Here is an 18,619-nt window from a genome sequence, read left to right as displayed (position 1 = left end):
TAATAGTGTACTTATTTAACAAATTGATTAAATAACGCTCTTTTGTATTTTTAAATATGATACTTGATATTTTTTAAATTTATAAAAACCATACATTATTTCTATAAATAAGCACTTATTGGTATTTTTTAGCTATAAAACAGAGCCAAATCAAAGTTTGGCTCTGTTTGGCTTTTTAGCCAATTCGACGTTTTAAACCCGTCATTTGCAAGACACGTGTCGAGATTTCTTCAATCGACATTTCAGAGACATTCAGGTACTTGATTCCTTCCGAAATGTAGATTCCTTCAATGGCACGCAGCTCCATCTGGCACTGGCTAAAGCTGGCATAACGACTATTGGCCTTACGTTCAGTGCGAATCGCGACGAGACGGTCTGCATCAATCATCAAGCCAAACAGCTTGTTTTTATGCGGACGCAGTACCGCTGGCAAGCGATTATCGTCCAGATCTTCTTCTGTTAGTGGATAGTTGGCCACCCGAATACCAAATTGCAAAGACAAATAAATAGAGGTAGGTGTTTTACCCGAACGCGACACCCCAATCAGAATCAGATCGGCTTTATCATAATGACGCGTACGCGCGCCATCATCATTGTCCAAGGCAAAATGTACCGCATCGATACGGGCTTTATAGGAGGCAGTATCAGTCACCGCATGGGTTTGACCGACTAAAGTTGTAGGCAACACCTGCAACTCATCCGATAACTTACTGATAAGCCCTTCAAATACATCAAGATTTACGGCATTTGCGGTATTAATAATCTCCCGCACATAAGGGTCGACTAAAGTATCAAAAACCAGTGGTTTTTCACCGTCTTGCAGAGCACGCGCATTGATCTCTGCAACCACACTGGTTGCGGCTTCTTCAGAGCTAATATAAGGGATAATATGAATGTCAAACTTTACATTTGGAAACTGCGCTAATAGTGAGTGTCCAAGCGTTTCAGCGGTAATTGCCGTGCCATCCGAGATAAAGAAAACACTACGCTGAATTTGTTTACCTTCTGACATTAAAATTCTCCTCCACCATTTGTCTTAGTGCTATATAATCTTTATAGTAAACCGATCTTACATGACTGTCGCTTAGTAAAATCAAAAACCTAGATGATTTGCTATACTCTCATGCCAAGATAGTGATTAATACTGCAAAAGTGGAGTAACAACTTTGGAAGCGCGCGTAATTGGTCTGGAAAAATTAGGGAAGCACGACGTTGAACTCGTGGGTGGGAAAAACTCATCCTTGGGCGAAATGATCAGCCACTTATCCAATGCTGGTGTATCGGTGCCAGGTGGCTTTGCAACTACAGCTGAAGCATATCGTGAATTTCTCGAGCAAAGTGGCCTAAACGCTAAAATTAATGCAGAGCTTGCAGCACTAAATGTGGATGATGTGAATGCTCTTGCTGAAACCGGTGCAAAAATCCGCCAATGGATTGTGGATACTCCACTTACCTCTGAATTAGAACAAGAAGTTCGTACAGCATTTGCAGAACTTTCTAACGGCAACCCTGATATCGCGGTTGCCGTTCGTTCATCAGCGACAGCAGAAGATTTACCAGATGCTTCTTTTGCTGGACAGCAAGAAACTTTCTTGAATATTCGCGGTATTGATAACGTGCTTATCGCGATCAAAGAAGTTTTTGCATCTTTATATAATGACCGCGCAATTTCTTATCGTGTCCATCAAAACTTCGCGCATGACGTGGTTGCCCTTTCAGCAGGGATCCAACGTATGGTTCGCTCTGAAACGGGTGCTGCAGGTGTAATGTTTACCCTGGACACTGAATCAGGCTTCCGTGATGCAGTGTTTATTACCGCGTCTTATGGTTTGGGTGAAATGGTCGTTCAAGGTGCAGTCAACCCTGACGAATTCTATATTTCTAAGCCGCTGTTAAATGCAGGCCGACACGCGATTTTACGCCGCAACTTGGGTTCTAAACACCAGAAGATGATTTATGGTGAAGAAGCTTCTGCAGGTAAATCAGTGGTTGTCGTAGATGTAGAAAAAGCTGAGCGTCAACAGTTCGCTCTAAACGACCAAGAACTCCAAGAACTTGCCAAACAAGCGCTGATCATTGAAAACCACTACGGTTCTCCAATGGACATCGAGTGGGCAAAAGATGGCGATGATGGAAAAATCTACATCGTTCAGGCACGCCCTGAAACAGTAAAAAGCCGTGAAAATGTCGGCACCATGGAGCGCTATCTCCTCAAACAACGTGGTACTGTGATCTGTGAAGGTCGCTCAATCGGTCAACGTATCGGTTCTGGTAAAGTCCGTATCGTGACTTCAATCAAAGAAATGGACAAAGTACAAGACGGTGACGTGCTGGTATCTGACATGACTGACCCGGATTGGGAACCAGTGATGAAACGTGCTGCTGCGATTATTACCAACCGTGGTGGTCGTACCTGTCATGCTGCAATCATTGCACGTGAACTTGGTGTTCCTGCGATTGTAGGCTGTGGTAATGCCACTGAAGTACTGGTTGACGGTCAGGAAGTGACTGTGTCTTGCGCTGAAGGTGATACGGGCTTCATCTATGAAGGTGCGCTGGATTTCGAAATCCAAACCAACTCGATCGAATCAATGCCTGCTCTTCCGTTCAAAGTCATGATGAACGTCGGTAACCCGGATCGTGCATTCGACTTCGCGCAAATTCCAAACGAAGGGATTGGTCTTGCACGTTTAGAATTCATCATCAACCGTATGATCGGTGTGCATCCTAAAGCATTGTTGAATATTGACAGCTTGCCACGTGAAACACGTGCTGCTGTGATGGCGCGTACTGCTGGTTATGCTTCTCCAATCGAGTTCTATGTAGAAAAACTGGTTGAAGGTATCTCTACTCTTGCTGCTGCATTTGCAGATAAACCAGTGATCGTGCGTATGTCTGACTTTAAGTCAAATGAATACGCAAACTTGATCGGCGGTAAGTTGTACGAGCCAGAAGAAGAGAACCCGATGCTGGGCTTCCGTGGTGCAAGCCGCTACGTGTCTGACAACTTCCGTGACTGCTTCGAGCTTGAATGCCGTGCATTGAAAAAAGTTCGTGATGAAATGGGCTTAACCAACGTACAGATCATGATTCCATTTGTGCGTACTGTGGCTGAAGCAAAACGTGTGATCGAGTTATTGGAATTGAACGGTCTTAAACGTGGTGAAAATGGTCTTAAAGTGATCATGATGTGTGAATTACCAACCAACGCATTGTTGGCCGATCAATTCCTTGAACACTTCGATGGTTTCTCTATCGGTTCAAACGACCTGACCCAGCTAACGCTTGGTCTAGACCGTGACTCTGGTATCGTATCGCACTTGTTCGACGAACGTGACCCTGCTGTAAAAGCGCTCCTTGCTCTTGCAATCCAGGCATGTCACCGTGCAGGCAAATACGTGGGTATTTGTGGTCAAGGTCCTTCAGACCATCCTGATCTTGCGAAATGGCTCATGGAACAAGGCATTGAGTCTGTATCTTTAAACCCGGATTCAGTCCTGGATACCTGGTTCTTCCTGGCTAAAGAAAAAGTGGCAACTGCATAATAGATTTTAAATAAAAAAAGACCCTTTCGCAGGGTCTTTTTTTTATGGGATGAATATTCTTTTATATTTCAAAACGCTCTTCTGAAAGTTTTAAAAATATAAGTTTTTGTATTTTGTTTCTCCACATTCAAATTGTAATGACAAACAAATGCCAACAGTAAAATCATTTTTAAAGGGCAATAATTAAAGCGAATCGGATATGTTGAATGATGCACTCAAACCACCCGATCCTTGTTACACTGTTTTTGATTTGAAGCATTTTCTTCATAAATAGGATTGAAAATACTCAATTTATCTATAATCTTAACGATAAGATGGTGTTTGTTTTCAAAATAGAATTCAATACAATCTTAATTCAACCTATTATCAGTTCAAATTTATATATTGAGATTCAGTCTATATGCAGATTTACTTGGCACGAAACAATCAACAAGCTGGTCCATATACGCTCGAGCAATTAAATCAAATGCTTGCCAATCAGCAAGTCATGCTAACTGATTTGGCATGGCATCAAGGCATGGCAGAGTGGAAAGCTTTAGGTGAGCTTACCCAGGGAAAATCGGTATATCAACCTGAGGGTTATGTCGCACCAACCGCAACACCTGACACGCCTTTCCAGAACAACCCGCCTATAACAGTGTCTGGTACGCAACCACGCACCCAAGCAACTACGCAAAAAAATACACTTGCCAGTATTCCCAGCCGTATTCTGGCCAAAATTGTAGACGTGTTACTCTGGTTACCAGCGACTTTTATTCTGACTGGATTCTTCACCCCTGAACAGGAAGTCCGCTTTGCAGAATTGAACCAAGAGTTCATGAATGTGATACTCAACAGTGATGCTGATCCTACCATGGCGCAGCAACTGCAAACCCAGATGTTTGAGATGTTTTCTCAACAAGCCTGGATTGCAACTGCGGTCTATTTACTGATCATGCTGGTGATTCAAGCCTACCTTATTGCCAAATCTGGGCAAAGTATTGGCAAAAAAATGACGAAAATCAAAATTGTAGATGCTGAATCTGGTGAGAAAGTTAGCTTATTACGTGCCTTCACCATTCGTAGCGTATTCTTTATATTTCTGAATATCATCTTCATGCCCTTGAGTTTAATGATTGACTGGGCCTTCGGATTGGGTAAAAAACGTCAGACCCTGCACGATAAACTGGCAAAAACTCAAGTGGTAAAACAATAATTTTGAATCACTTAAAATGGGATGATATTCATCCCATTCTTTCTTACATAACTTTGAAATTGAAATAAAATTCCTATAAATATTCCTAAATCCCGAGCAACAAAATCGGTTTTTATTACAGGCATTTAAAGCGGCTTTAGATATAGCTTAGTTCGTCAATCTCAGGCATAATGCCCTACAACGTAGCGGTGTATTATGATTAATAGGATGTTTTGTAAAAATCAGCCTTTTTCGTCATGTGCACTTTAATCGCTATCCCATATTAAATTAGGGAATGGGACTCTTCACCGAGGTTGTAAAATGAGACAAACGATTTTAGCTGTATTGTCTTTATCTGCGATGACTGCACTCTTGACCGGGTGTGGTGGTGATATGGTACTTCTGAACTCTAAAGGTCCAGTTGCAGCAGGTCAAAGTAACCTGATGATGACTGCGATTTACTTAATGCTGTTGGTGGTTATTCCATCAATCATCATGGCATTATGGTTCGGTTGGAAATATCGTGCATCGAATAAAGACGCAGACTATAAACCTACATGGACACACTCTACTGCGATTGAAATTGTGGTATGGGGTATTCCTGTCATTATTATTGGTATTTTAGCTTGGTTAACTTGGTGGGGTTCCCACAAGTATGACCCATACCGTCCAATTGAAGCAGATAAAGCACCATTAACTGTTCAAGTTATTGCTGAACAATTTAAATGGATCTTCATCTATCCTGAGCAAAACATTGCAACAATTAACGAATTGCGTTTCCCAGAGAAAACTCCGGTAAGCCTTCGTATCACGTCTAACTTCACGATGAACTCTTTCTTCATCCCGGCGTTAAGTGGTCAGATTTATGCAATGGCAGGCATGCAAACTCACCTTAACTTCTTAGCTGATGAAACGAGTCCAGCTGAAGGTTATCGTGGTTTCTCTTCAAACTATTCAGGCTATGGCTTCTCACAAATGCGCTTCCGTGCACATTCTGTGACTGATGCTCAATTCGCTGAATGGGTTGCTGCAGTTCAATCAGGTAATGGTACTTCAGTAAATCCTGTTGCAGTTCAAAAAACTGTTTTAGACCAAGCTGAATTTGCGACCTTACGTGACGGCAACCGTTCACAAAAACAAATTGATGCAATGGTTCGTAATGCAAGAACAGATTTAGAGAAACGACTTGCTGAAACTGCACAAGCAGAAGGCCCATATAAGACTCAGCCACATCCTGTGACTTATTATTCTTCTGTCGAGTCTGGTTTGTTTGAATCTGTGATTCACAACTATATGAGTAACTACCACGGTGCTGATCATACAGCTCCTGTAGAAGCTGCAGCGACTGATGCTGTTGCTCAGGAAGCATCTGCTTCTGAAGCTCATGTAGCAGGTGAACATGCGACTGCTTCTCAAGGAGAATAAGACATGAGCTTCTTAGGTAAGTTAGGTCCAGATGCAATTCCTTACGATCCAATCGTATTGGCAACTGTTGCAATGATGATCTTGGGTGCTATCGCAGTTGTTGCTGGTATTACCTACTTCAAAAAATGGGGCTACTTGTGGAACGAATGGTTCACATCTGTAGACCATAAAAAAATTGGTATCATGTATATCTTCGTATCTGTGATCATGCTGGTGCGTGGTTTCGCCGATGCGATCATGATGCGTCTTCAGCAGTTCCTTGCAAAAGGTGGCGGCGAAGGTTATTTACACCCTGAGCATTACGACCAGATCTTTACCGCGCATGGCGTGATCATGATCTTCTTCGTGGCAATGGGTCTTGTAGTTGGTTTAATGAACATCTCTGTGCCGCTTCAAATCGGTGCACGTGACGTTGCATTCCCATTATTGAACTCACTCAGCTTCTGGTTATTTGCCGGCGCTGCGGGTCTGATGATGGTTTCACTTGCGTTAGGTGAATTCGCTGCAACAGGCTGGATGGCATACCCTCCACTGTCAGGTATCGAATATTCTCCAGGCGTAGGTATGGACTACTACATCTGGGCACTGCAAATTTCAGGTCTAGGTACGCTATTAACGGGTGTTAACTTCTTTGTTACCATCATCAAAATGCGTGCGCCTGGCATGAAACTCATGGAAATGCCAATCTTTACCTGGACATCTTTATGTACAGCGGTATTGATTATTGCTGCTTTCCCGGTGTTGACTGCAACAATTGCAATGCTAACGCTTGACCGTTACTTCGATTTCCACTTCTTTACAAATGACCTGGGTGGTAGCCCAATGTTGTATGTAAACCTGATTTGGACTTGGGGTCACCCAGAAGTGTATATCTTGGTATTACCAGCATTTGGTATTTACTCAGAAGTTGTTGCGACTTACTCGCGCAAAGCATTGTTCGGTTACAAATCCATGGTGTATGCAACAGTAGCAATCACAGTATTGTCATTCGTTGTATGGGTTCACCACTTCTTTACTATGGGTGCAGGTGCCAACGTTAACGCGTTCTTCGGTATCATGACCATGATTATTGCGATTCCTACAGGTGTGAAGATCTTCTCTTGGTTGTTCACCATGTACAAGGGTCGTATTGTTTACACTACCCCAATGCTATGGACACTTGGCTTCCTTGTGACTTTCGGTATCGGTGGTTTAACAGGTGTATTGATGGCAGTTCCACCAGCGGACTTCCTGGTACACAACTCTTTATTCCTGATTGCTCACTTCCATAACGTAATTATTGGTGGTGTAGTATTCGCGATGTTCGCAGGTATCATCTTCTACTGGCCGAAAATGTTCGGTTGGAGACTGAATGAAACTTGGGGTAAAGCAGCATTCTGGTTCTGGTTCTTCGGTTTCTACTTTGCATTCATGCCACTTTATATCCTTGGTTTCATGGGTATGACTCGTCGTTTGAATACATTTGACAACCCAGACTGGGATCCGTATGTAAATATTGCAATGTTTGGTGCAGTTCTGATTGCACTTGGTATTGTATGTTTCGTGATGCAAATTGTGGTTGGTTTCCTACAACGTGACCAACGTCTAGATTTGACTGGCGATCCATGGGATGGTCGTACGCTTGAATGGTCGACATCTTCTCCTGCTCCGTTCTATAACTTTGCTCATCTTCCAAAGATCAATGGTATTGATACTTTCTGGGTTGAGAAAGAAAATGGTGTTGCATATGCAAAACCAACGAAGTATGAAGATATCCATATGCCAACGAATCGTGCTGCTGGTTTCGTTATCGCGATGTTCATCACTGTAATGGGCTTCGGTTTAATCTGGCACATCTGGTGGTTAGTAGTTGTTACGTTCATTGCTTCTATCATTAGCTTCATCGTGTCTTCTTTCACCAAGAAAGTGGATTACTATGTTCCTGCTGCTGAAGTTGAGCGTATTGAAAACGAACGCTATGCGATTCTTGAAAAACACTTGAAGAAGGACTAAGACAATGGCTGAAGTACTTCATCACGATAACCACGGACACGATGAGCATCATCACGATGATACTGACATCACCGTCTTTGGTTTCTGGACTTACTTGATGAGTGACCTTGTCCTGTTCGGTACACTCTTCATTGCGTTCGCTGTTTTAAGTAGCCACATTCCTGTGGGTACTCCAAGTGCGAGAGACCTGTTTGGCGACTCTTTAGGTTTCGTTCTGACTGAAACCTTCGCTCTCTTGATCTCTTCTGTAACCTTTGGTTTTGCAGTTCTTGCTGCATACAAAAAAGACGTTGCAAAAGTACTGACTTGGTTAGCGATTACTTGGGTATTCGGTGCTATCTTCATCGGCATGGAACTATATGAGTTCAATCACTTAGTTCATGCGGATCACGGTCCAAGCACAAGTGCGTTCTTATCTGCGTTCTTTACCTTGGTAGGTACGCACGGTATTCACGTAACTTCTGGTCTGGTCTGGATGATCGTGTTAATGGTTCAAATCAAGAAATATGGTTTGACTCTTGCAAACACGCGTCGTCTAGCTTGCCTAAGCTTGTTCTGGCACTTCCTTGACATCGTTTGGATCTGTGTATTCAGCGTAGTTTACTTGATGGGAGTTCTGTAATGAGTCACGATCACAACTCAGCTGGTGCATCACACGGTAACGTTAAGCAATATACAATTGGCTTCATACTTTCTGTCATCCTTACCGTAATTCCATTCGGTATGGTGATGGCAGGCGGTTTTGAACGCGGTATCTTGATTGCAGTAATTGCGATTACTGCGGTTGCTCAGATTCTTGTGCAGTTAATTTACTTCCTGCATATGAACTCTTCTTCAGAGCAACGCTGGAACGTGATTGCGTTCGTGTATACCATCTTAACCATCGCTATTCTTTTAGTAGGTTCTGTATGGATCATGAATTACCTACACTACAACATGATGATCTAAACTGGTCGTCATGTTGAAAAAGTATTTATTCCTGACTAAGCCAGGAATTCTCTTCGGTAACTTTGTTACCACTTTGGGTGGCTACTTCGTAGCCACTCAAGGTTCTGTAGATTTCCTTCTCCTGCTTATTACCCTTCTCGGTACTACGCTTGTCGTAGCATCAGGATGTGTGGTCAACAACGTGATTGACCAGGACATCGACCAAAAAATGCAGCGCACACAAAATCGTGCTCTGGTCATCAAAACCATCTCTGAACCTGTTGCCTTGGCTTTTGCTCTGGTCTTAGGCCTCATTGGTTTTAGCATTTTATGGTTCTGGGTAAATGCGTACGCTTTTCTTTTCGCGGTGATTGGTTTTGTTGTATATGTTGGTTTCTACAGCCTATGGACAAAACGAACCACAATTCATCAAACTGTAGTCGGCAGTATTTCTGGTGCAGCTCCGCCTGTCATTGGCTATACCGCTGTGGCCAATCAATTTGACCTGGGTGCATTACTGATCTTTTTAGGTTATGCGTTGTGGCAAATGCCTCACTCATGGGCAATTGCGGTTTACCGCTTTGATGATTACAAAAATGCAGGCATTCCCATTTTGCCTGTGGCGCGCTCGATTCATCGTACCAAGATCGAATCACTTTTGTATGTGGTGTTATTCACCCTGACCATGAATGCATTATTTGTATATGGCTATGCCAATTGGTTGTATGCAGTCATTTTAAATCTATTGTGCATTTACTGGTTGTATATCGGTGTCATTGGATTTAAAGCTGAAAATGATCAGCTTTGGGCAAAGAAATATTTTCTGTTCTCTGTCATCCTGATTACCGTGATCAGTATTGTATTTAGCTTTACTTCAACTGCGCCATCTACACAGATAGTGTTTTTTTAAAAAGATAGAGAGTTCGCCTCTATCTTTTTTTATTTTGATTTTATCCCCCCACTCCGAGCATCTGTTTGCAGAATCAAAATTTCAGCTTTAAGCGCTCGTCCCCTCCTTTCTTATCTTCTGTGAAATTCACTCATTTTTGTTTTAGAGTCACATTCATAGGTTTAGGCCAATTCCTGCCTAGAAAGAGTCGGTTGATATGATCAACAGTATATTTAATAAATTTAAGCAGTTTAAGCCTGATTAAAAATATAACGACTTTTTGATAAGAGAATCTGGCAATAGATATAATTTCACAAAAATGGCTTATCTGGTTGAAATTATCCTCGAAAATCTCTACAATTCACCCTTCGCAAACACTGCGACACAACCTTGGTTGTGACTCCTTGCTTCAATTTACTTAAATTGGGGCTGTCCAAACCGTAAGGAGCTGACAATGCGTCATTACGAAATCGTACTTTTAGTACACCCTGATCAAAGCGATCAAGTCGTTGGTATGGTAGAACGCTACCTAACTCACATCAAAGAAGCTGAAGGTCAAATCCACCGTCTTGAAGACTGGGGCCGTCGTCAATTGGCTTACCCAATCAACAAGATCCACAAAGCTCACTACATTCTTATGAATGTTGAGTGTGGTCAGACTACTCTTGATGAGCTTGAAGAATTGTTCCGTTATAACGATGCAATCATTCGTAGCCTTATCATCCGTCGTGAAAACGCAATCACTGAAGAGTCACTATTGGCGAAAAGTGCTGAAGAAAAACGTGCGCGTAAAGCTCAACGTGAAGAAGCACAACACGCTCAAGACTCTGCTGAAGCTTAAGGAGAACATAACATGGCACGTTTTTACCGTCGTCGCAAGTTCTGCCGCTTTACAGCTGAGAACGTTACGTACATCGACTACAAAGATATCGACACTTTAAAACAGTACATCACTGAAAACGGCAAGATTGTTCCTAGCCGTATTACAGGTACTAAAGCTCGTTACCAACGTCAATTGGCGCTAGCTATTAAACAAGCTCGCTTCTTGTCTTTGATCCCTTACACTGACAATCATAAGTGAGGTTGAGCTGTGGATATTATCTTATTACAACGCATTAAAAACCTAGGTAAACTAGGCGATAAAGTATCAGTTAAAGCTGGTTATGGCCGTAACTTCCTTATCCCACAAGGTATGGCAGTTGCTGCAACAGAATCAAACACTGCTGCTTTTGAAGCTCGTCGTGCTGAACTTGAGAAAGCTGAAGCTGATGTTTTAGCTGCTGCTCAAGCACGTGCTGACCAATTGAACGAAGTAAATATCGTAATCACTGCGAAAGCTGGTGACGAAGGTAAACTATTCGGTTCTATCGGTACTCGTGACATCGCTGACGCGTTGACAAATGCTGGTCTAGAAGTAGACCGTGCAGAAGTACGTCTTCCAAATGGCGCACTTCGTCACACTGGCGAATTTAACATCGCAATCCAATTGCACCATGATGTTACTGCAGAAGTTCTGGTTACTATCGTAGCTGAGTAATTTCTCGCCTCAAAAAGAGCATGCGAAAGCATGCTCTTTTTTTATCTATAAAAAAATGACAGGTATCTCCTGCTTAAAAATTATTTTATTACCCATACAAATGAAAATTTACCCTTCGCATTTGATTTCAGAACGCGTATGATTTCATGTCGTAGTGAATAAAAGCTATTCATCTCCGATAATGTTTAACCATTGTATTTAAAATCAGGGATTTATATGTCACAGGCGAATGCCAGCAAAAAGCCGACCAGCGCTAATATCGAAATCAGTACTGAGAACAGCAATCTCAAGGAATTTCGTACTCCACCGCACAATTTAGCGATTGAACAAGCCGTACTTGCTGCATTAATGACCGTTGCCGAATCTTTTGAACAGGTCGGTGATGTGCTGACTGAAAATGATTTTTATGCGACCCGACATAAATATATTTTCCGCGCCATTGATCAACTCTCTAAAGAAAACTCACCTTATGATGCGGTACTGGTGCATGACTGGCTGATCAAGCAGAACTTGCTGGATGCCATTGGTGGTGAAGAATATCTGATGCAGCTCATGGCAGACTCGCCATCGAGTTTCTACAACCTGGAAACCTATGCAGGCAAAATTAAAGAATTCTCCACCCTGCGCAGCATGATTAAAGTCAGCTCTGAAATTTTACAAAATGCCTATGACACCAAAGGCCGTACCGTCAGTGAAATTCTGGACTTGGCTGAAACCAATATTTTCTCGATTGCAGAACAACATAATAACAATGCCAAGGCGCAAGGGCCTAAACCGATTAACTCTGTCGTTGCCGATGTTTTTGATAAATTGAATGAATTATCACAAATGGAAGGTAGCATTACCGGTTTAACCACAGGTTTTGTGGAACTGGATAATAAAACCTCAGGCATGCAATCCGGCGACCTGATTATTGTCGCAGCGCGTCCGTCCATGGGTAAAACCACTTTTGCCATGAATCTGGTCGAAAGCGTTTTATTTAATAACAACCTGCCGGCGCTGGTCTATTCTATGGAGATGCCAGCGGATTCGATTGCCATGCGTTTGATTTCGTCATTTGGCCGTGTGCATCAGGGGCATTTGCGTTCAGGCAAAATGGACAGCGATGAGTGGTCAAAAGTGACCAGTACCATTGTGCATTTACAGGAAAAAAACCTGTATATCGATGATTCCTCTGCCCTGCCACCAACTGAATTACGTTCCCGTGCCCGTCGTATTGCCAAAATGCATGGTGGCAAACTCGGCTGTATCATGGTCGATTATCTTCAGTTGATGAAAGTACCCGGTATGGGCGACAACCGTGTCGGCGAGATCTCGGAAATTTCACGAAGTTTAAAAGCCTTAGCCAAAGAAATGCAGTGCCCTGTGATTGCACTTTCCCAGTTAAACCGCGCCCTGGAAAACCGCCCCAATAAACGCCCGGTGATGTCCGATTTACGTGAATCCGGTGCAATCGAGCAGGATGCCGATTTGATCATGTTCATTTACCGCGACGAGGTTTATAACAAGGAATCAAAGGAAGCCGGCACTGCTGAAATTATTATTGGTAAGCAGCGTAACGGCCCGATTGGTACGGTACGTCTGGCTTTCGAAGGTCAATATACCCGTTTTAGTAATCTCTCACCTGAGTTTTATGCTCAGTATGATGATGAAGAGTAAACAAGCTCAATCATCAGATTTCCATCGTCCCTCCAGGAGTAATTTAGGGTGCGCCAAGCTACAGTTTATATTGACAGTGCAGCACTGCAATATAATTTAAACCGTGTCAAACAACTTGCCCCAACCGCTAAAATCGTCAGTATGGTCAAAGCCAATGCTTACGGACATGGAGTTAAAGACTGCCTGGCAGCCTTAAGTGCAAGCGACGCTTTTGGTGTCGCATGCTTACAAGAAGCCCTGGAAATTCGTGAACTGGGTTATCAACAGCCGATCACGCTCATCGAAGGTGTTTTTGTTGCAGACGAAATGCCAATCGTGATTGATCAGAATATTGAAGTGATTGTGCATCAGCAGGCACAGGTCGATTGGCTCTTGGCACATAAAGATGCTTATATCGCCAAAGACCTGAAAGTCTGGGTCAAGCTGAATAGCGGGATGAACCGTCTTGGCTTTAAAATTGATGTAATTAAAGACGTGATCAATCAACTCAAAGCTGAAGGTTTTACTTGTGTTTTGGCGATGCATTTTGCCAATGCCGATGCTGATCACCCGCTGAATGATGAACAAATCCGTCAATTCTTAGAAATTAAAAATGACTGTGCACCATTGATGGGTTCATGTTGTAACTCAGCAGCCATTTATAAATATCCAGAATTGCATTTTGATTTTGTCCGTCCCGGGATCATGCTTTATGGCGCGACTCCATTTGCAGATCGTGATGTGCATGATCTGGATCTAAAACCGGTCATGACCTTTACCGCCGAGATTATTGCCTTGAATGAGATTCAAGCGGGTGAGCATGTCGGTTACGGTTCTACGTTCACAGCTGAACAGGACATGACTTTAGCAATTGTTTCAATTGGCTATGGTGATGGCTACCCTCGCGCTTTCCCTAAACAGAACTATCTCGCGATTAATGGCCAGCAAACTCGCGTGATCGGCCGCGTAGCGATGGATATGATCGCTATTGATGTCACAGGGTTAGAAGTGCAATTGGGCACAGAAGTCGAACTTTGGGGTAAAACCCGTCTGGTGGATGATGTGGCTGAAGCGAATGGCACGATTGGTTATGAACTATTATGCCGACTGAGCAATCGTCCACTACGCAAAATGGTCTGATCTAGTCTTCAAAGTAAAAAAAGCCCAACATAGGTTAGGCTTTTTCTTTAGGCTGACTTTTGTTCTTCGCCCTGTTCTATGCATAATTGCATTAATAAGGCATCGACATGGCTTTGCTGAAAGGCAAAAGGATTAAAGTCATCAAATCCCATTTCCCGACAGAATTGCTGGATCTGACTGCGTTTGGAAATATATTTCATGGACCAGTCCGGGAAACTTGGATATTCAATTTCCTTGGTCTCAAATAATTTAATATCCTGATGGCGTGGATCTTTATTCAGTCGCTCCACCAGCAGACTCTTTAAAGTAAGACATTCACCTTCCAGACATTGAAAAAAATGCCCATCTGCGAAATACAGTACACCTGTCACTTGATGCTGGTAATTAAAATCACGAGCTTCTTTCAGGATATTCGCCAAATCTTCGAGTAAGTCAGTTTTGGGAGAAGTACTTTTACTGGCGTAACAAAATTGGTACATGCGCTAACTTCTCTATTTTTATTATGCTGAACCGCATAGAAGTTAACACTGTACGCGAAAAACCTGACTCACGATAGGTTTTTATAAGAAATACTCATTAGAGGGAACTGGAAGTTCTGCCAATCCTTTTTTCAAGGTCTCTGACCATTGCCGGCTGATTGCCGTGAAATACTCATCATCTTCGGCAATACGCTTGCCTCGTGGCATGATCAAACTGTCTTTTTTATAGACCAGCACATCGAGTGGCATACCGACCGATACATTGGAACGTAGGGTCGATGCAAATGAAATCAGGGAACAGCGCAAAGCTTCATCCAGCGGCATATCATAAGTCAGCGCACGATCCAGGATCGGCTTGCCATATTTACTTTCACCAATCTGGAAATACGGCGTATCGCGTGTGGCACAGATAAAGTTCCCTTGCGGATAGACATGATAAAGCTGCATATCCTGATCTTTAAGTTGTCCACCGACCAGCAGATTACAATAGTAATTGCTTTGTTCCGAAATATCGCTCTTAACATTCGCAATCACTTTTTTCAGCATACTTCCCACCAGCTCAGCAACATCAAACATGGTGTGCAGACTCAAGATATTGGGTTCCTGCTTCAGTTCGAGCTGATTTTTGATATGACCAATTACGGCTTGTGTGGTTGCCAGGTTTCCGGATGCCTGTATGACGATCATACGTTCCCCAGGAATACCAAAGGTATACAACTTTCGAAATACAGAAATGTGATCTACTCCGGCATTGGTCCGTGTATCACTAATAAAAAGCATACCTTGCTCTAAACGTAGCGCACAACAATACGTCATTCTTTTGTCCTTATTAACATCCTAGTACCTGAACAATGGAATGCATGGATTCCACTCCGCCCTTCTCCCTCACACCGCGTACCGGTGCTACATCCCAATAATCCCGCCCAATGGCCACATAAATATGCGAGCTTGGACTAAACAGCAGATTACTCACATCAAAACAATACCATGTCTGCTCTACAAACACCTCTGCCCAGGCATGACTGGCCAGATGTGAAGCATTTTGTGCATATAAATAGCCAGAAACATAACGGGCAGCTAAGCCCAGATATTTACACATGGCAATGAAAATATGACTATGATCCTGACAGACCCCCTGACGTGCTTCAAAGGCATCTATGGCAGAGCCTTGCACTGAGGTGCTATTGGAAATATAAGGGACATGTTCCAGCAAGGCCTGTGCCAGTTCAATCAGACGTTGACGGCTTAATGCAGGAACATGAGCTTGTGCAAAATCTTTCATTGCTGCATTACATTGCGTTGATTCGGTTGGCTGTAAAAAAATATTGGGATTGATTGAATCATTCAGTCCAGTCTGATGCGCGGGATTCAGCTCGACAATCCCTTGCGCCATGATCGTTAAGGAATAATAAGGTTCACGCTGGTTACAGGTCATCCACAGATTATGAAAGGCATCTTTTCGGATTTCTTTATTCCCCGGTACACTAATATCCCAGGAATGCACCCGTTGATGCGCATTGCTCGAAGGCATCATTTTGATGTACTGAATACTGTTCCTCACCTCAGCTGTATACATATAATGCGTTTGGTGATTCACCATCAATTTCATACATCTGCCTCAAACAGTTGATGGATATGGTCGCTAAACTGATAGAACTGAATCCGGTTCGGTTCTGTACGCAACTGTTCCCAGTATTGCTCCAGGTCACCCCAGCCCATTTCCACTAGAATTCTGACTACATCATCGATCTTGCACAGTGTCGTACTGGTTTCTTCACCGAGTCGTAACTGATGATCGAGCTGTTCGACACATTGTCCCAGGCTAAAGAACAGAAAAATATCGGCAGATTCAGCTTCCAGAATATCTTCACATTCAGTCACCACTTCACAAATATAACCAGCATTTTTGTCTGCAGTTTTGATCAGTTTCATTAGTTCTGCATAGCCTGATGCAGACAATACTCCGCGTAGTTCCTGAATATTATCTTTAGCCACTTTAAACTGCTGGCTAAAAGATGCGGTCTGAGTTGAATCTAGTACCAATTCATTTAAGGAACTGGCATCAAAAGCGGGTAAACAAAAAGCATGGGCATAGGCCACAGCTGCTTCGTCTTCTAAAAATGGAAAGCGCGCACATAAAAAATGAGTGCGAGATAAATAACGCCCTAACCAAAAAATATGTTGTGCATTGCTATTCAGCAAAACCATGACATTTTCCTTCTTTGGAATATTATGAATGTAAATTGTCGACTACCCAGGTATCTTTAATACCGCCACCCTGTGATGAATTCACCACCAGTGAACCGGGCTGCATCGCTACACGTGTCAAGCCACCCTGCACAATTTCAGTACGGTAAGGCGAGCTTAAGACAAATGGGCGCAAGTCAATATGACGTTCAGCAATACCAAAATTGGTCAAAGTCGGACTAACCGATAAGTCCAAAGTTGGCTGCGCAATATACAAATGCGGCGCAGCTAAAATTTTCTCCCTGAAAAATTCAATTTGCTGTTTCGAAGCCTGTGGCCCAATCAGCATGCCATAACCACCCGAACCCTGAGCTTCTTTTACCACCAGCTGGTCCAGATGGGCCAAAACATAGTTTAAATCTTGCTGATTACGACATTGATACGTCGGAACATTTTTTAGTATTGGCTGTTCACCCAAATAAAAATGAATCATTTTATCGACATATGGATAAATCGATTTGTCATCTGCGACACCTGTACCCGGTGCGTTGGCAATCAGGACATTATTTTGTAAATAAGCTGACATTAAGCCAGGTACACCCAGGGTACTCTCCGGTTTAAAGCATAACGGATCGAGATAAGCATCATCGACCCGTCTATAAATAACATCGACTCTTTGGCGACCACGTATAGTTTTTACATAAACCTTCGAGTCATCAACAAAAAGGTCACGTGATGTTACCAATGGCACATCCATCTCCCTTGCAAGGAAGGCATGTTCATAGTAAGCGCTATTAAAACGTCCTGGAGTCAGTACTACGACAAATGGCTTATCGACGTAGGCATTTTCGATCAGGATTTCTTTCAATAATTGTGGATATTGCTCGATTCCGGCAATCTTGGACTGCTCAAATACTTTCGGCATCAGTTTTTCACTGATCTTGCGGCATTCCAGCATATAAGACACGCCAGATGGCGTTCTGAGATTATCTTCTAATACATAAAACTCGCCCTTGGAATCACGGATCACATCGATCCCGCTAATCTGGCTATAAATCCCGCCTTTCAAGCTATGTTGATACATATGCGGCTGATAGGCCTCATGAGTTAAAATCTGCAACTCAGGAATGATATTGGCTTTTAAAATGTCCTGTTGATGATAAATGTCATGTAAAAACAGATTCAGTGCGCGCACGCGTTGTGCCGACCCCAGAGCCACCATATTCCACTGTTTGCGGTCAATCACTCGTGGAATGATATCGAAAGGAATGCTTCGCTCTACCCCCTCTTTATCTTCGTAAACCGTAAAGCTAATGCCATGATGTAAAAAATGTTCTTTTGCCACCTGATTCAGAGCATTCAATTCATCCAGCGTGTGTTGGGATAACCATTCTTCCAGTCTTTGACTTGCCTGACTGGACATGACTTGCTCATCCTGCATTTCATTAAAGAATTTTGAAGACAACTGTTGAAATAAAAGTTGTGGATTTGCTGTAGTCGATACCGTTGCTGTTTTAGCCTCTATAAAATTTTTCCCAAGATTTTGGGAACTAAAATTATCAATTTTTTCAATTACATTTGTATCCCGATTTCCTTTAAGCATACAAACCTCGTCTTATCATCTATTATAATTAAATCAAAGCAATATCCATGCCATTGAACCTATATTGCGACTACCATTAATCT

General features: G+C 42.7%; 18 protein-coding genes. 12 read left to right on the top strand and 6 right to left on the bottom strand.

Translation table 11 applies throughout. The annotated features are described in order from the left end of the window. Positions 1-175: 175 nt before the first annotated feature. Positions 176-1,012 (bottom strand): pyruvate, water dikinase regulatory protein, encoded by an 837-nt coding sequence (locus LOZ91_RS06785; RefSeq protein WP_005097231.1) that lies wholly within the window; start codon positions 1,010-1,012, stop codon positions 176-178. 154 nt (positions 1,013-1,166) lie between these two features. On the opposite strand from LOZ91_RS06785, the gene ppsA reads away from it, so the two are divergent. The 12 genes from ppsA to alr all read left to right on the top strand — a co-directional run bounded on the left by ppsA (position 1,167) and on the right by alr (position 14,267). Next, on the top strand, positions 1,167-3,545 hold the full coding sequence (gene ppsA / locus LOZ91_RS06780; RefSeq protein WP_005097232.1) for a phosphoenolpyruvate synthase: 2,379 nt from the start codon (positions 1,167-1,169) through the stop codon (positions 3,543-3,545). A gap of 400 nt (positions 3,546-3,945) precedes the next feature. Continuing rightward, positions 3,946-4,740, top strand: coding sequence for an RDD family protein (locus tag LOZ91_RS06775; RefSeq protein WP_005170506.1), 795 nt, complete (start codon positions 3,946-3,948; stop codon positions 4,738-4,740). Between the two features lie 300 nt (positions 4,741-5,040). Continuing rightward, a complete protein-coding gene (gene cyoA, locus LOZ91_RS06770; protein ID WP_005097235.1) occupies positions 5,041-6,144 on the top strand; it encodes a ubiquinol oxidase subunit II in 1,104 nt (367 codons plus the stop codon). A gap of 3 nt (positions 6,145-6,147) precedes the next feature. Further along, complete coding sequence (cyoB, locus tag LOZ91_RS06765) at positions 6,148-8,136, top strand: cytochrome o ubiquinol oxidase subunit I (RefSeq protein ID WP_005097237.1); 1,989 nt, start codon at positions 6,148-6,150, stop codon at positions 8,134-8,136. A gap of 4 nt (positions 8,137-8,140) precedes the next feature. Then, positions 8,141-8,758 (top strand): cytochrome o ubiquinol oxidase subunit III, encoded by a 618-nt coding sequence (cyoC, locus tag LOZ91_RS06760; protein WP_244782870.1) that lies wholly within the window; start codon positions 8,141-8,143, stop codon positions 8,756-8,758. Further along, a complete protein-coding gene (locus LOZ91_RS06755) occupies positions 8,758-9,084 on the top strand; it encodes a cytochrome o ubiquinol oxidase subunit IV (RefSeq protein WP_244782868.1) in 327 nt (108 codons plus the stop codon). The genes cyoC and LOZ91_RS06755 overlap by 1 nt, the downstream gene beginning before the upstream one ends. A 10-nt stretch (positions 9,085-9,094) precedes the next feature. After that, positions 9,095-9,973 (top strand): heme o synthase, encoded by an 879-nt coding sequence (cyoE, locus tag LOZ91_RS06750; RefSeq protein WP_005097240.1) that lies wholly within the window; start codon positions 9,095-9,097, stop codon positions 9,971-9,973. 433 nt (positions 9,974-10,406) lie between these two features. Next, positions 10,407-10,793 carry a 30S ribosomal protein S6 gene (gene rpsF, locus LOZ91_RS06745; protein ID WP_004278789.1) on the top strand — a complete coding sequence of 129 codons (387 nt, stop codon included), beginning with the start codon at positions 10,407-10,409 and terminating at the stop codon, positions 10,791-10,793. 12 nt (positions 10,794-10,805) lie between these two features. Then, entirely contained in the window at positions 10,806-11,033 is a 228-nt protein-coding gene (rpsR, locus tag LOZ91_RS06740) for a 30S ribosomal protein S18 (protein ID WP_005097242.1), read from the top strand. A gap of 9 nt (positions 11,034-11,042) precedes the next feature. After that, a complete protein-coding gene (rplI, locus tag LOZ91_RS06735; protein WP_004645413.1) occupies positions 11,043-11,489 on the top strand; it encodes a 50S ribosomal protein L9 in 447 nt (148 codons plus the stop codon). A 216-nt stretch (positions 11,490-11,705) separates the two neighbouring features. Then, positions 11,706-13,148, top strand: a complete 1,443-nt coding sequence (gene dnaB / locus LOZ91_RS06730; RefSeq protein WP_005097243.1) for a replicative DNA helicase — start codon at positions 11,706-11,708, stop codon at positions 13,146-13,148. Positions 13,149-13,196: 48 nt separating this feature from the next. Beyond that, positions 13,197-14,267, top strand: coding sequence for an alanine racemase (gene alr, locus LOZ91_RS06725; RefSeq protein ID WP_244782866.1), 1,071 nt, complete (start codon positions 13,197-13,199; stop codon positions 14,265-14,267). Between the two features lie 47 nt (positions 14,268-14,314). On the opposite strand, the gene LOZ91_RS06720 is transcribed toward alr, so the two are convergent. The 5 genes from LOZ91_RS06720 to LOZ91_RS06700 form a co-directional block, all read right to left on the bottom strand. Next, entirely contained in the window at positions 14,315-14,746 is a 432-nt protein-coding gene (locus tag LOZ91_RS06720) for a BLUF domain-containing protein (RefSeq protein ID WP_191112145.1), read from the bottom strand. An 81-nt stretch (positions 14,747-14,827) separates the two neighbouring features. Next, positions 14,828-15,562, bottom strand: coding sequence for a proteasome-type protease (locus LOZ91_RS06715; protein WP_244782864.1), 735 nt, complete (start codon positions 15,560-15,562; stop codon positions 14,828-14,830). 13 nt (positions 15,563-15,575) lie between these two features. Then, positions 15,576-16,355, bottom strand: coding sequence for a transglutaminase family protein (locus tag LOZ91_RS06710; protein ID WP_074383227.1), 780 nt, complete (start codon positions 16,353-16,355; stop codon positions 15,576-15,578). Further along, positions 16,352-16,954, bottom strand: a complete 603-nt coding sequence (locus LOZ91_RS06705) for an alpha-E domain-containing protein (RefSeq protein WP_005097250.1) — start codon at positions 16,952-16,954, stop codon at positions 16,352-16,354. The genes LOZ91_RS06710 and LOZ91_RS06705 overlap by 4 nt, the downstream gene beginning before the upstream one ends. A gap of 22 nt (positions 16,955-16,976) precedes the next feature. After that, positions 16,977-18,536 carry a circularly permuted type 2 ATP-grasp protein gene (locus LOZ91_RS06700; protein ID WP_244782862.1) on the bottom strand — a complete coding sequence of 520 codons (1,560 nt, stop codon included), beginning with the start codon at positions 18,534-18,536 and terminating at the stop codon, positions 16,977-16,979. Between the last annotated feature and the right edge of the window lie 83 nt (positions 18,537-18,619).

Source organism: Acinetobacter sp. F-1 (assembly GCF_022869025.1).
Lineage (GTDB): Bacteria > Pseudomonadota > Gammaproteobacteria > Pseudomonadales > Moraxellaceae > Acinetobacter > Acinetobacter pseudolwoffii.
Note: the sequence above shows the minus strand (reverse complement) of the source record. Positions and strands in the feature narration are given on the sequence as shown.

Bases quoted from the DNA above. Each gene is read 5' to 3' on its own strand.
- LOZ91_RS06785 (WP_005097231.1), bottom strand. From the start codon at position 1,012: ATGTCAGAAGGTAAACAAATTCAGCGTAGTGTTTTCTTTATCTCGGAT.
- rpsF (WP_004278789.1), top strand. From the start codon at position 10,407: ATGCGTCATTACGAAATCGTACTTTTAGTACACCCTGATCAAAGCGAT.
- LOZ91_RS06775 (WP_005170506.1), top strand. From the start codon at position 3,946: ATGCAGATTTACTTGGCACGAAACAATCAACAAGCTGGTCCATATACG.
- cyoE (WP_005097240.1), top strand. From the start codon at position 9,095: ATGTTGAAAAAGTATTTATTCCTGACTAAGCCAGGAATTCTCTTCGGT.
- cyoB (WP_005097237.1), top strand. From the start codon at position 6,148: ATGAGCTTCTTAGGTAAGTTAGGTCCAGATGCAATTCCTTACGATCCA.
- LOZ91_RS06720 (WP_191112145.1), bottom strand. From the start codon at position 14,746: ATGTACCAATTTTGTTACGCCAGTAAAAGTACTTCTCCCAAAACTGAC.
- cyoC (WP_244782870.1), top strand. From the start codon at position 8,141: ATGGCTGAAGTACTTCATCACGATAACCACGGACACGATGAGCATCAT.
- dnaB (WP_005097243.1), top strand. From the start codon at position 11,706: ATGTCACAGGCGAATGCCAGCAAAAAGCCGACCAGCGCTAATATCGAA.
- LOZ91_RS06700 (WP_244782862.1), bottom strand. From the start codon at position 18,536: ATGCTTAAAGGAAATCGGGATACAAATGTAATTGAAAAAATTGATAAT.
- LOZ91_RS06715 (WP_244782864.1), bottom strand. From the start codon at position 15,562: ATGACGTATTGTTGTGCGCTACGTTTAGAGCAAGGTATGCTTTTTATT.
- cyoA (WP_005097235.1), top strand. From the start codon at position 5,041: ATGAGACAAACGATTTTAGCTGTATTGTCTTTATCTGCGATGACTGCA.
- rpsR (WP_005097242.1), top strand. From the start codon at position 10,806: ATGGCACGTTTTTACCGTCGTCGCAAGTTCTGCCGCTTTACAGCTGAG.
- LOZ91_RS06705 (WP_005097250.1), bottom strand. From the start codon at position 16,954: ATGGTTTTGCTGAATAGCAATGCACAACATATTTTTTGGTTAGGGCGT.
- LOZ91_RS06710 (WP_074383227.1), bottom strand. From the start codon at position 16,355: ATGAAATTGATGGTGAATCACCAAACGCATTATATGTATACAGCTGAG.
- LOZ91_RS06755 (WP_244782868.1), top strand. From the start codon at position 8,758: ATGAGTCACGATCACAACTCAGCTGGTGCATCACACGGTAACGTTAAG.